Source organism: Pedobacter indicus (assembly GCF_003449035.1).
Lineage (GTDB): Bacteria > Bacteroidota > Bacteroidia > Sphingobacteriales > Sphingobacteriaceae > Albibacterium > Albibacterium indicum.
In genome coordinates, this window is record NZ_QRGB01000001.1 from 1624132 (window position 1) to 1637400 (window position 13269).

The 13269-nt window shown below is 37.9% G+C and carries 11 protein-coding genes; 10 read left to right on the forward strand and 1 reads right to left on the reverse strand.

The features are described from left to right. Positions 1-428 precede the first annotated feature (428 nt). The 6 genes from D3P12_RS07315 to D3P12_RS07340 all read left to right on the forward strand — a co-directional run bounded on the left by D3P12_RS07315 (position 429) and on the right by D3P12_RS07340 (position 7777). Positions 429-2621: a TonB-dependent receptor gene (locus tag D3P12_RS07315; protein ID WP_118194358.1), complete on the forward strand. Its 2193-nt coding sequence runs from the start codon at positions 429-431 to the stop codon at positions 2619-2621. A gap of 646 nt (positions 2622-3267) precedes the next feature. Then, positions 3268-3372 carry an Arm DNA-binding domain-containing protein gene (locus D3P12_RS15745; RefSeq protein ID WP_118194359.1) on the forward strand — a complete coding sequence of 35 codons (105 nt, stop codon included), beginning with the start codon at positions 3268-3270 and terminating at the stop codon, positions 3370-3372. 319 nt (positions 3373-3691) lie between these two features. Beyond that, a complete protein-coding gene (locus D3P12_RS07325) occupies positions 3692-4126 on the forward strand; it encodes a MarR family winged helix-turn-helix transcriptional regulator (protein ID WP_157970280.1) in 435 nt (144 codons plus the stop codon). 39 nt (positions 4127-4165) lie between these two features. Then, positions 4166-5572: a TolC family protein gene (locus D3P12_RS07330; RefSeq protein ID WP_165438724.1), complete on the forward strand. Its 1407-nt coding sequence runs from the start codon at positions 4166-4168 to the stop codon at positions 5570-5572. 47 nt (positions 5573-5619) lie between these two features. Further along, positions 5620-6582 carry an HlyD family secretion protein gene (locus D3P12_RS07335; RefSeq protein ID WP_118194362.1) on the forward strand — a complete coding sequence of 321 codons (963 nt, stop codon included), beginning with the start codon at positions 5620-5622 and terminating at the stop codon, positions 6580-6582. 25 nt (positions 6583-6607) lie between these two features. Continuing rightward, positions 6608-7777 carry an ABC transporter permease gene (locus tag D3P12_RS07340; RefSeq protein ID WP_118194363.1) on the forward strand — a complete coding sequence of 390 codons (1170 nt, stop codon included), beginning with the start codon at positions 6608-6610 and terminating at the stop codon, positions 7775-7777. Positions 7778-8123: 346 nt separating this feature from the next. On the opposite strand, the gene D3P12_RS07345 is transcribed toward D3P12_RS07340, so the two are convergent. Continuing rightward, positions 8124-9992 carry a transcriptional regulator gene (locus D3P12_RS07345; protein ID WP_118194364.1) on the reverse strand — a complete coding sequence of 623 codons (1869 nt, stop codon included), beginning with the start codon at positions 9990-9992 and terminating at the stop codon, positions 8124-8126. 176 nt (positions 9993-10168) lie between these two features. Here D3P12_RS07345 and D3P12_RS07350 point away from each other — a divergent pair, with 176 nt between their 5' ends. Genes D3P12_RS07350 through D3P12_RS07365 form a run of 4 tightly spaced genes read left to right on the forward strand, consistent with a single transcriptional unit; the run spans position 10169 to position 13259 of the window. Beyond that, the gene (locus D3P12_RS07350) at positions 10169-10495 is read left to right on the forward strand and encodes a DUF4870 domain-containing protein (RefSeq protein WP_118194365.1); all 327 of its coding nucleotides are present in this window, start codon (positions 10169-10171) and stop codon (positions 10493-10495) included. 15 nt (positions 10496-10510) lie between these two features. Further along, positions 10511-10861 (forward strand): hypothetical protein, encoded by a 351-nt coding sequence (locus D3P12_RS07355; RefSeq protein WP_157970281.1) that lies wholly within the window; start codon positions 10511-10513, stop codon positions 10859-10861. Between the two features lie 33 nt (positions 10862-10894). Further along, positions 10895-11584 carry a hypothetical protein gene (locus D3P12_RS07360; RefSeq protein ID WP_118194367.1) on the forward strand — a complete coding sequence of 230 codons (690 nt, stop codon included), beginning with the start codon at positions 10895-10897 and terminating at the stop codon, positions 11582-11584. After that, the gene (locus D3P12_RS07365; protein WP_118194368.1) at positions 11571-13259 is read left to right on the forward strand and encodes a WG repeat-containing protein; all 1689 of its coding nucleotides are present in this window, start codon (positions 11571-11573) and stop codon (positions 13257-13259) included. Before D3P12_RS07360 ends, D3P12_RS07365 begins: the two co-directional genes overlap by 14 nt. The last annotated feature ends 10 nt before the right edge of the window (positions 13260-13269 follow it).

Below are 13269 nucleotides of genomic sequence, written 5' to 3' on the forward strand. Positions count from 1 at the left end.
TTATTAATATGGTGACCTTTTGAGAAATTAATATTTTAAGCCAAACTAATCAGTACTTTTGCATCGTGAAATTATTTGTCCTGTTACTATCTATATTAGTGTTGACACTTAACAGTGTACCTTGTTGTACATGGGAAGATAGTGGGACAGACCATTATACTCATGAAAACTCCCACAATGAAGACGAATGCTATCAGGTCTGTTCTCCATTTTATACCTGCGGTACCTGCGTTGGTTTTACGACAATCAATTATTTAGCAGTGACATTTGTTGTTTACATGAGACCCATTCAACACAACAGTATTTATCTTCCTTTTGAGTTGCCCCAAGCAATTCTACCCATTTGGCAACCTCCCCAATTAAGTTAATCTATTTCATTACGGCCAATCAGGCTGATTATTTTGTATTATCTTAATTTAAAAACAATCATGAAATCGTTGATTACAATTTTTGCTATGCTGTTTTTTACAGCATTTACCTATGCTCAAAACACATATAAGGCGATCATTAAAGATGCCAAAACTCAAGAATCATTACCAGGCGCAACTGTTAAAGTTCAAAATACGGAACTAATTACGCTATCAGATGCGAATGGACTAGTTACACTGACTAACGTTCCCTCGGGAAAGCAAGTCATTGAGTATACCTATGTCGGTTATTCAAGGAAAACGATTACGTTGACTTTTCCAATTGATAATACCGATCCTTTGCTAGTCATGATGGAAGAAGCAGATGAGCATGAAGAGCTGGAAGAAGTCGTGGTTTCAGCGACCAGAAGCACCCGAACCATTTATAATACACCCACACGGGTAGAGGTAATTGCGGGGGAAGAATTGGATGAAAAAGGAAATATGAAACCTGGAGACATCCGCATGTTATTGGCAGAAAGTACAGGCATTCAAACCCAGCAGACCTCAGCGACCAGCGGAAACTCAAGTATCCGAATACAAGGGCTTGATGGAAAATATACACAAATGATTCGTGATGGCTTTCCTTTATACTCGGGCTTCTCGGGAGGATTAGGTTTACTTCAGATAGCGCCCCTAGATCTTCAACAGGTCGAGGTAATCAAAGGATCTTCCTCAACTTTATACGGAGGCGATGCCATAGCAGGTTTGGTTAACCTTGTATCTAAAAAGCCTAAGGACGAGCGCCAATTAGACTTTCTCTTAAACGGGACATCCGCTTTGGGGCTAGACGCAAGTGGATTCTATGCGCAAAAGTTTGAGAAAGTAGGAACAACCATTTATGCCGCTTACAACAAAGGTACGGCTTATGACCCTTCGGATATTGGACTATCGGCCATTCCGAAATTTGAGCGTTTTACGTTGAACCCCAAATTGTTTTTGTATTTCAATGAAGCTACTAGGCTTTCCGCGGGATTGAACACCACCATAGAAAAGCGAATAGGGGGTGATATGGAATACCTAAAAGGAAAGGGTAGTGCCACTCATTCCTATTTTGAGGAAAACAAAACACAACGTTACAGCACACAACTTGAGCTGGAACATGCCTTAAATGATAAGGCGAAGTTAACTTTTCGCAATTCTGTAAGTTATTATGACCGTAGCATTCGTTTGCCGGATTATTTGTTTTCGGGGGTACAGCTATCAACTTACAGTGAGGCAAATTACAATCGCCATGCTGAACGAACCGATTGGGTCGCGGGATTAAATTTCCTTACGGACAATTTTAGGGAAGACCGTAACGACGACTTTGCACTAAGAAACTATAACTACCAAACAATCGGATCTTTCGTACAGAATACATGGAATACGACAGAGAAATTCACTATTGAATCCGGTATCCGTGGAGATTACCACAACGAATACGGCTTCTTTTTTCTGCCCAGGATTTCAGGCTTGTGGAAAATAAATAATCATTTCTCCACACGTTTAGGAGGTGGATTGGGGTATAAAGCACCAAGCGTATTTACTGAAGATGCTGAAAGAATTCAATTCAGAAATGTTTTACCTCTTCATGTTGCGAATACTAAAGCTGAACGTTCTTCTGGTGCCAATTATGATGTTAATTACCGCACAACATTATGGGACGGCGAAGTTGGTTTCAGCATCAACCAATTGTTTTTTTACACCCGGATCAATAATCCAATTCTGCTAACCAACGCGGCGGACAAGGAACTTGTTTATGTGCAGCCAAACGGTAATCTGGATACCAAAGGAATGGAAACCAATATTAAGATTACCTACGATGATTTCAAACTGTTCATTGGGTATACTTATGCCGATGTCAACCAACATGCAGGCGGTACCAATACTGCTTACCCGCTCGTGTCCAAACATCGACTGAACAATGTGCTGATGTATGAAGTGGAAGACCAATGGAAAATCGGTGCAGAAGCTTATTATTTCGGAAACCAAAAATTAAACGACGGAACTATAGGGAAAGCCTATTGGACAGCAGGGTTAATGGCTGAAAAATTATGGGAACGTTTTTCGATTTTTGTCAACTTTGAGAACCTGACTGATACCCGCCAAACGAAATTCGGTCCGATCTATACAGGTAGTATTACCGATCCAAGTTTTCGGGATATTTATGCCCCTGTTGATGGTTTTGTAATTAACGGGGGTATTAAAATAAAAACGGGGGTATTAAAATAAAACTGTAGCGATAAAGTAAGGCATGACTTAATCGGGGAAGCGGAGTTACAATGTTAAGAGTAGCTATGCTCGCGATTTTGAATGCAATCATGATTCAAAATAAAAAATCAATTTATAAATTTTTTATTCATCAGTTTGCTTCAGTTAAGATACAAAATGTATTGTTCAATCAACTTAAATGATTAGATTTGTATCATCGACTCACAAATTATATGTGAGTTAATCGGTGAGTAGTTCTTAAGTATAGAAGTCAATATATTGATTCATAGATATTTATGGAGGTGCGGATTCATCCTGCCACCCCGACGAAAGCCAGTCTATCTGGGTTCAAAAGCCTCTAAATCATACGATTTAGAGGCTTTTTTGCTTTTAAACACTCCCTAATAATCCATATCAATCCATACCTCCTGAGAACTATAAGGTGACCTCTTTTAATTTTTTAAATTAGGTCACCATAAAGGGTTTAACTTTCTGATTTGCAATAAGATGAATCAGTAAAATTTAGATTCAAATAGATCGATATAAATCACTTTTTTGCTCTTTCTGTTGACCTGTTTGGACGAGATAGTTCATATCAGTTCATGTTAAACTTTAAAAAATAGAGTATGAGATCAGCAAACACGTTCGGTGTTCATTTCATTTTGAGATGAACAAAGCAAAAAATGGTACCGCCCCGATTTATGTGCGAATCGCGGTGAATGGAGAGAGGATCGAGATGTCCCTCAAGAAGAAAGTAAAAGTCTCACACTGAATCCGAACAATTTTCAAACTCGGACACCTTTAACCGTAATTATTTAAAGCAAACATTTTCTTTTGCATGAATATAGTCTTTAGTATGTTGTTTTCGTCTTACACATGTTATATTCTTGCCCCATAAACTTACTCCTTAGTGCTTTTTAGTGCTTTGATCTTGATTATTGGTTTTAAATAGATAGAGCGAATAGATGCTAATGACTTGTATGTATTATCCAATAATTCAAACCAACTCCTAATCATTATAACTGTCTATAACAGTTTCAGCTTTTTTGGCACACTCATTGTAGTTGCATATGCAACTAGATTTGAATAGAGTGAAAATATCAATAAGCGACATTTTTAATATTGTAATAGGTAGAACAACTAATATAGTTAATAGGAAATTGCAACGTGAGTTTAAGCGAGCTAATCTTGCGATTACTCATGAACAATGGACTCTTCTTTCTGCTTTATGGAATGAGGATGGACAGACACAACAATCGCTCTCTGAGAAAACCTTTCGTGACAAAACTAGTGTTACTAGACTGATTAATAAGCTAGAATCTCGAAGTTTGGTGGTTAGAGTTAGTGATAAATATGATCAGCGGACAAACTTAATTTATCTGACAGCTCAAGGAAAGTCTTTAGAAAACACAACTACAGAAATTTTAAAGGAAACCTACCGGAAAGCTATTGCAGGTATCTCTGAGAAAGATATTTTGATCTGTAAGGATGTTTTAAATAGAGTTTTCAATAACTTGAAAGATTGATATTTTTAATATAAAATGGTTGTATTGACAACAATAGACATGAAACGTATATTATTTATCCCAGCATTTCTACTTACATCTCTTCAGATTAGCGCACAAACGAATGTTTCTGATTTTGCAAAATCATTAACTAATGATGCGTTGAAGAAGAGTTATGAGCTAAATAATACTCAGTTAGAAAGCGAAAAAACAGCACAGGATATTAAAAGTGCTAAAGCTACCTATATTCCAAAGATAAATGCCATTGGGGCTTACGCATATATTAATCAGGACCTGACGGTAGATCTTCCTTCTATACAAACTGGGATATCTGGACTTAATTTATTTGAAGGTAGCCAGTCTTTTGGGGTTAAAGGACAATTAGGGCTTGCAGCAGTTAACGCTGAAATGGTTCTGTTCTCTGGTATGCAGGCTGAATATGGTTCAAAAGCCTTGGCCGAAAAAAAGAACGCTCAAGAATATCTCTCGAAGGCGAAGAGTGATGAAATTATTCAAGATATCTTGCAGACAATTGACCAAATCGCACTTTTACATCAATCAAAACTGCTTTTAGATGAAAGTCAAAAAAGGTTAGATAAAGAGAATTTACGGGTAATCAAAGCGATTGAAAATGGATTGGCTATTCCTTATGATAGAAAGAGGATTGAAGTAGCTATTTATCGTTTGGAAGCTAAAAAACAAGAATACGAAGGAAAAAAGGAGCTTTTGTTTTCAAAGTTAAGTATGATCACGGGTCGATCTGTAGACGACTTAGAAAGCCAGACCAAAGAGTTGAGCTACTTGAATCCCTGGCGGTTTGTGTCGCATGATTTATCCAATGAGGGTTCTATGGTAAATACTCGTCCTGAAATGCAAGCACTGAGTTCAGGAATTAAAGCTGTAGATTATCAGATTAAAATGGAAAAGGCAAAAGCTCTTCCTCAGGTTATTGCAATGGGTAGTGTAGGTTATACAAATTTGCACAATACCGAAATTTCAACACCATATCATTTACCCGTTTCTGGCCAGGAAGTGAATCTTAAAGCGAATAAAATTGAGGCCTTTCCCAATTATATAGTAGGAGTAGGTGTAAAATGGAACTTGTTTTCTGGGACAAAAAGAACACATGAGATTAAGAAATTGAGTCTTGAAAAGACCATCGTTGAGAATAAAAGAAAAGATATCAAGGAGAAATTAGATCTCTTATTACAGAAATCGCGTACAGAATTTAAACTGGCAGAAAAACAAATGCAATTGAAAGAAAAAGAGAAAGCTGTATCTGAGGATGCAATGAATACTGCTGTTAAAAGTTACCAGGAAGGATTAATTTCTATAACGGAGCGTATTGAAGCTGAGAATTCTTTGCAGCAATCACAAATGGAATATGTACAAGCTGTGTTTGAACAAAGAAAAGCAGCCCTGTCTTATTTGAATGCTCAGGGTGCTTTGACATTGGAGAGTTTGTAAATTACAAGAAACAAAGTTTTAATTGCTGAATAATAATAAGATCTTAAATGAAAACATTAAAAAATATCAACCTCCTATTTCTTCTTTCCGTTTTGGGATTTGCATCTTGTCAATCAACTATTGATAAGCCTATTGAAGGAAAAATTAAAAGAAATACAATATCAGTTACAGGAAAGATTCCTGGTAGAGTTCATGAAATTCGCGTTCATGAAGGTGAATTCGTTAAAGCTGGTGACACCTTAGCAATTTTATCTTTGCCCGAGGTAGATGCTAAAATGGTTCAGGCAGAAGGTGCCGTAAAATCTGCTGATGCACAATATAAAATGACCGTAAAAGGTGCAACCGACTTACAACTTCAACAATTGGCAGCAAAAAGAGATGCTTTACAAGAACAGTATAAATTTGCTCAAACCTCTGTAAAACGTTTATCGAATATGCTTCAAGATTCTTTAATTTCTCGTCAACAATATGATGAAGCGTATACTAAAATGCAAGGTGCAAAAGCTCAATATATGGCAACTTTAGCTGAATTTGAAGAAGCGAAAAACGGTGCAAGAGTTGAACAACAAATCATGGCTCTGGGACAGAAAGATAGGGCAGAAGGAGCTTTGCAAGAGGCCGGGGCAGCAGACAAAGAAAGGTATATTATCGCTCCGCAAGACATGAGCATTGAAAATATTACCCTAAGTGTCGGGGAATTGGCCCTTCCTGGTTATACATTATTTACAGGTTATTTGAACTCGTCTACTTATTTTCGATTTACCTTACCTGAATCGAAAATCGGGCAAGTAAAAAATGGACAAGAGGTTACGATCGAGATTTCTTATGCAAAGACTTCTGCTGCCGGGACTATAATTTCGATTTCTCAATTAACTCATTATGCTGATATTACCACAGCTTACCCTGACTATGAAATGGGAGAGGCTATTTACGAGATAAAGGTAAAACCTGGCGATGAGAATGCAGCCAAAGAGTTCTTAGCGAATGCTACAGTAACGCTCAAGCTTTAACCCATTATTGCAATAAAGAATTAAGATGAGAAGGTATATTGATTTAGTTAAGCGTGAATTCAAGTTATTCTGGAACAATTCGGTTCTTAGAATGCTCTTTATTGGCGCACCGTTGGCTTATGGCATACTCTTTGGATTTGTGTATGAAAAAGGAAAAGTAACGGATTTGCCGATCGTTGTGGTGGATGAAGATAACTCTCCAATGAGTCATCGCTTAATTGAAATGCTGAATGATAATGAAACAGTTAAGATTGCTGCAATTGTTCCAGCGAATACTGACTTGCATGTTTTATCAGTAAAATATGATGCAGCAAGTGTAATTGTAATTCCAGATCATTTTGAAGCTGATATTCTTTATAAACGCTATCCTGAAATACCAGTCTATGTTAATACTGATAATATTTTAACTGCTAATTTCTCTTCCAAAGCCATTCAAATAGTTACAGGTACCTTAAAGGCTGGTATCGAAATAGAAGCTTTGAGAAAAACCGGAGTGCCAGAAGCTCTTGCTAATACACAATATGAACCTTTTCAGGTAACCTACATCAAAAACTATAATACGAGCGGAAACTATATGTATTTTTTATGGCCAGGGATGCTGGCTACGATTTTTCAGCAAGTATTATTTTTGGCGTTGGCGATAACTTTTGCCGCTGAACTTGAAAATGGAACCTTTTCTGAACTGGTTAGGAAATCGCGCACCTCTTTAATGGCCATTGTTGCCAAATGTACTCCGTACTTTATTATGTCATTTATTATCTGGATTTGCTATGCAATTATGCACTTGTATTTTAAAGTTCCATTAGGCTATAATCTTGGATGGATTACGCTCATTGCGGGTCTGCTCGTTTTTTCTGTATGCATGATCGGTATCTTGGTTAGTATTCTTATTCCTAATCAATTAAAAGCAACTGAGATTTTAATGGTAATTGCTACTCCAAGCTTCGTGCTTAGTGGATTCACCTGGCCATTAAGCCAGATGCCAGTTTGGATACAATACTTAGCGCAAGCTATTCCTTTAACGCACTTTTTAGAGGCTTACCGAATTGCTACGATTCAAAATGGAGGCTTTGACGCATTAATTAACCCGATTGCTAAAATGTTTATTCTAGGTTTGGTAACAGGTGTTATTGCATGGATTTGTATAGAGGTGAAGTTCCGTAAAGCAAAAAAGACGGAATTGTTACTGCTATAAACAACAACATTTTTATGGTGAAAAGACTTTCTTGGCGTAAGTGAAAAACAGTGCTATACTAACTTTGCAACCGTATTATGAAATTCCGTTTTATGTAAATCGTCAGCAAGTGGACACGATAATCTAAAGTCTTAAGGAGAGTTTTAATTAAAAAACATTAAATTTAATCATGGAAACTCCAAAGAAAAAGAGTGCTGAAAAATTTGTCAAAGACATTCGTAAACACACCCGTAGAATTTTCATTGCGAGACCCAGACGGATATTTTTTGACGATTTACAGGGATGGAGAACACGGATTAATAATTAATTTAAAGAATAATGAAATAACATCTTTTGAATAAATAACCTAAGCCCCTAGCTCATTAATAAACTGATCAAGATTCTCCTCTTTTTGCAAATTCAATTTTTGTTTGATTCGGTAACGAGCCATTCTGATACTTTTCGGATCGACATTCAGCTTAACGGCAATTTCCTTATTGGTAAGTCCCATCAGAATATAAGAGCAATATTTTAGATCAAGGCGCGTTAGTTTATTTTCTGCCTTTTGCTGAAGATTGGCAATAAAGTCAGGACTTATTTCAGACAGCTCGGTTCGGATGTTGTTGTAACCCTTATCCACGTCATGATTTTTGGAAATTAGCCGATCAATTTGTCGATACAATGGGTCTTCACGGTCTAAGAGGCTTAGTTTGTCTTTTAGTTCCTTCATGAGCGTGTTTTTTTCAGCGACTTGCAGGGTGCCGGCGAGGAGTTTTTTTTCCAATTGGTTAAGCCTTTCCTGCATAAGTTCGCGTTCTGCTCTCAGTCGAGCGGTTTCCTCGATTTTAAGGTTGGTCTGGAGCTCAGCCTTATTTTTTTCTCCGGTGAGTAATAGCTGCTTTTGCTGTGAGGATTTCAATTTAAAATGATAAGATCTAAACAAAAAGAATAAGGCTATTAAGCCAGCAATAATCGTGATTAAATAATAACGGTTCAGTTTTTTGGTGAAGAGAGCTTCCTGTTTTGTTGCTGTTAATGCAAGTTCCTTTTTTTCAGATTGATATTGTATTTCGAGCCGCTGGGTGATGGATAATTTTTCCTTATCAAACAATTCTTTGTCATACTTCATGTATTGTTTATAATATTCTAATGCTTTAGCTGTATTGCCGCTTTTTTCGGCCACCCGAGCCAAAGCATTCGTTATCCTTCCTTTGGACAAGGTGCCTCCAGGACTGTTAATGATCTCGGTCAACGCCATTTGCAAGAGGGCCTCAGCGCGTATATAGTCGTTTTCTTTTAGCGAATATTCGCTTAATATTCCATAACTGTTGGCAATAATATCTACGTTATTGATTTTTTTCCCAATAGAAAGCGCCTCGTTGAGATACACTTGCGCACTATCTTGATAGGACGCCGGGTAAAATTCAAAATAGAGATTAGCCATGTTAAGTGCAGCAATACCTCTTGTGCTCGGCAGCGTAATACGACTTTTTAGGGAATCAGTAAGTTGTAGCACCGATCGGTAGAAATATGCCGCAGAATCTAGCAATTGCTGCTGGCTGTCATCCTTGCGGAAACGGTAGAGGTAACTCGTTCCCATGCTCAAATTAGCATTGGCAATAGCATCTGGATTGCCGCTTCTATGTGCCACATCATGACAAAGCCTGGTATAATGTAATTGTTTATCAGTATTTCCCCAATAAGCGTGTATAGCAGCGAGATAATGATAAATATTGCTTTTGTAAAGGTCGGTACCGTCTTCGTTCAACAGGCGGAGTGCTTTTAGCATATTTTGATAAGCCTTATCGGTATTTTCCACGATGTGCTCTAGCCAACCCCTACGAAAAAGAACGCGTCCTTGTATGATCTTATCCGTTGTATGAGAAAGGTATTGTTCGGCACTATCAATGGCCTGAAAGGCAAGCTTTAAACTGTCTTGTTGTACATGCAAATAACTCAAAGTTGATTGAATCAAGGCACCGTATCGCCCGTCTTTTTCTCTGTGACTAAGCTGCTGTGCTTCTTTCGCTATTTTCAATGCCTCCGGTAGTTTATTTTGAGCAGCTATGATTTTAGATAATTGCGCCATAGCTTCTATACGTTCTCCGTTTGATGTGCTAGATTTCGCTATAACGAGATGCAAAGAATCCGTAATTATAGATTGTGCTCGTCCACCTAACGAAGAGAATAGAGCCATCAAAAAAAGAAAGGAGCATACGAACACGGAATATCTCATGTGGTAAAAATAGAATAATTAACGCCCTCTTTGATTAAAGATACAGATTTTGTAGACACTTTGTAGATGTTTATTCAAATGCTTGTAGTCGCTGCATAGGTGTCTGAAAATTTTTTAAGGAACGATGTGCCCATAAATTTGTATTAGACTTTTTTACCCAAATTTAAGATACCCACATGAAAGCAAAAACTATTTCAATCGTAGCGTATATCACCATTATTGGATGGGTGATTGCTTATTTACAATATAAACAGCGTGAGCAAAAAAATGAGTTGGTCTCTTATCATCTGAGTCAGGGACTTGGTGTATTTATCTTTGCTGTGGTTTTGAACATTATTCTTACTATTGTTATATCCGTGGTTCCTTCGCTGGGAAGCATTCTGGTTCTGGCAGGGCTGCTACCGATCGCGTTCCTTATTTTTGGAATTATAACGGCAGCTAACGAAGCTCGGAAACCAGTTCCAATCATCGGGAAGGTCTTTGAAGGAATGTTTAATTTTTAGGAATAATAAATGAAAATGTTTTTCTCTAAAATGGCGAGCTCGTCACTCGACAAAAAAGATCTCGAAATTTTTCAGTCGCTTGACCAAGAGAACTATGGTCGGGAGCTTGCCAGGAAGGCTAAAGGTGAATTTACCCTTGGGGAGGTAAACGATGGAATGGGGCCGCATCCTGTTCTTATTACTTTTGAAAGCTTGGAGGAGTTCGTGGAGTGGCTTGCGAATCAAAATGACCAATCGATGTCTTTGTATACAGTGAGTTCATTTAATAACCAAACGATCAGTAAGATTCGATTGAAGTATTATCTAGATAATAATTATAATCCGGGATGGAATTCCTATTGCGAATACCTGAGAGAGCGAAGATAAAAAAGTAATTTAATAAAGCATAAAACTAATAAAATGTGGATTAGAATATCAAAAATAGATGTGAGGCAAGTGGATGCTTCGCATTTAGAGAACCCAAAAACTGCTGGCGATCCTATGGTGTTGAGTTTGTATCAGCAGGAAAGCAGAATGGCATTTTTCGTGTCGACCCACAAGAAGGTCTTGGCAGAGTATCTTCAAGCACCTGCCGGATCAAGAATACCAAAGAGAAAATGGTCAGCAGAGATGGATGAATTTGCTCAGTCAGAATTAGCCAAAACGCCGCCCCAAAAAGGTTCGTTTAGACTCACAGTTGTCGGGTGGGTGTTTTTCTTGTTTGCTTTTGGCTTATTGGGCTATATTGTAGTCGACGAAATAGGAGCACCCGCCAGAAAAGAAGCCTATCAACAAAGAATGACGGAAGAAGCTAAAGTAGCCGTGGGGGATATTTACTTTGGAACGTATAGAGCTTATAAAGAAAAGGGCAATATGCTGGGAAGCGAGGGAGGATTTGGCTGGTTCAAGGTGGTTGAAATCGAAAATGATACCTACTACATTTCCAAAAGTAACGAAATAAGTAAGACTGCACAACCAAAGGAACAGATGAATAGTGCAGATTTTGAAACGGAAACAAATGCAGTAAAAGCGAAGGAACTGGAAGCTTATACCAAGCAATTTATTTCCGAAGACGGATTGCTGGAATTTAATTTGAATGAAAAAAAGTAAGTTGCCAAAACAAATAATTAGGCAATCGTTCATACGTGCCACAGCCTTCCTGTTTCTATTGACAATGTCTTTACCACTGATAGCTCAGAAAGAGGTGAGTCCATTTGGTATGTGTTCTGAAGAAGCATGGGGCTTCATAAACGTTTATGACAGTACCAAAAGAATACCTGCGATATATTGTTCAGCCAGTGGTTTTTCCGATGGTCTTGCTGCTGTAAAAAAAGGTGATATTTGGGGTTATATCGATACCGGCAACCATGTCGTGCTGGATTTTCAATTTGATTATGCCAGAAGTTTTAAACAAGAAAGGGCAATTGTGAAGGTGGGGGAATTCTACGGTGTTATCAATGAAGACGGTGAATTTGTAATTCCACCATGTTATTATGATCTAATGCCATACGAATTAGAAGGCGATCGGTATTATCTTTCTCGAGATAGCACTTTTTTTCAAGGGATCATTGACAGTGCTGGTAGAGAGATTCTTCCACACCGCTACACTTATATTATTACTTATCAACCTAACCTAGGGCAACAGAGGTTTTATAAAAATATACCGTTTTATACTGTTTACCAAGATATCGATACTGCTAAAGGCAGCTTCTTCGATCAATTCAAAGAAGATTCATACCAGTTCTCGCCTGAAAAAGGCAAGCATGAGATATATGACCTTAAATTCGATAAATTGGTGTCGCGGAACTCGACTGGCTATTCGGATGGGTTCACCCATAAGGAACTGGTTAGGATCGATAATTTTCTGGACGAAAATATTGATTTAGTTGCTGCCCAAAAGGTCAAGGAGGTTGCAAATATACTGGGCACAAAAGAGTCGGACACCCCGGAAGTCTTAGGTTCGAATAACGAAGGTCTTCAGTATGGCGTAATGAATCACGATGAAATTGAGGATCATTTGGCAAAATTGGGTTATCGCTTGTTTACTAATAAGGAGGGAAAGATAGGAGTGAAAAAAAAGGGGATCGTCGTTATTCCTGCAGAAAATAAATTTTTACAATTATTGAACGTAGTTATCAGTGCTCCGATGGTAGCTGATATTTCGTATTTGCAGGAAAACTATGAGGGTGCTTACCGCCCCGACAGCACAGGCTTTTTTGATTTGTTTTGTGTAGTAGCAAGTGGTGAAGGACAGGAAGGGTTTGTCTACTCTCTGAGCGGAAAACAGATTCTGAATGTAGATAAAAAGACAATGAGTCTTTCTAATATTACAAAGATTGGATTTAAATATACCACTAACTTCGAAATGTCCGCTAGTCAGTATGGTCTGCTTGGTTGGGATGGAGAGACTATATTGTCCCCTTTGTATAAGGATATTGATGTCCTGAGAACCGGTCAACTGGTTGTAAAGCAAGGGGAAGTAATTGATGATGGGATGAAAGAGTATATGGGTTTGTTTACCGAAAGAGGAGAAGTTGTGATTCCTTTAGGTGAATATTCGGAAATTAAGCCCTTTCAAGAAGTCGATAATCTGTATCTGGCAGTCGAAAGTAATCCTCATCTAGTCAAAAAAATATCAACGAAAAAGAGCAAAGACTATGTTGTTCTTAAAGTGTCTGACAATTCATATACTGTGACTAATAGATTTTCGGCAAACCTGATCTTTACATGGGCATTGGACCCTGAAACAGGCATGATACCCTATCGTCAGTTTAGGAATGAATGAAGAATTTGTG

Bases quoted from the DNA above. Each gene is read 5' to 3' on its own strand.
- D3P12_RS07315 (WP_118194358.1), top strand. From the start codon at position 429: ATGAAATCGTTGATTACAATTTTTGCTATGCTGTTTTTTACAGCATTT.
- D3P12_RS15745 (WP_118194359.1), top strand. From the start codon at position 3,268: ATGAACAAAGCAAAAAATGGTACCGCCCCGATTTATGTGCGAATCGCG.
- D3P12_RS07330 (WP_165438724.1), top strand. From the start codon at position 4,166: ATGAAACGTATATTATTTATCCCAGCATTTCTACTTACATCTCTTCAG.
- D3P12_RS07335 (WP_118194362.1), top strand. From the start codon at position 5,620: ATGAAAACATTAAAAAATATCAACCTCCTATTTCTTCTTTCCGTTTTG.
- D3P12_RS07340 (WP_118194363.1), top strand. From the start codon at position 6,608: ATGAGAAGGTATATTGATTTAGTTAAGCGTGAATTCAAGTTATTCTGG.
- D3P12_RS07345 (WP_118194364.1), bottom strand. From the start codon at position 9,992: ATGAGATATTCCGTGTTCGTATGCTCCTTTCTTTTTTTGATGGCTCTA.
- D3P12_RS07350 (WP_118194365.1), top strand. From the start codon at position 10,169: ATGAAAGCAAAAACTATTTCAATCGTAGCGTATATCACCATTATTGGA.
- D3P12_RS07355 (WP_157970281.1), top strand. From the start codon at position 10,511: ATGTTTTTCTCTAAAATGGCGAGCTCGTCACTCGACAAAAAAGATCTC.
- D3P12_RS07360 (WP_118194367.1), top strand. From the start codon at position 10,895: ATGTGGATTAGAATATCAAAAATAGATGTGAGGCAAGTGGATGCTTCG.
- D3P12_RS07365 (WP_118194368.1), top strand. From the start codon at position 11,571: ATGAAAAAAAGTAAGTTGCCAAAACAAATAATTAGGCAATCGTTCATA.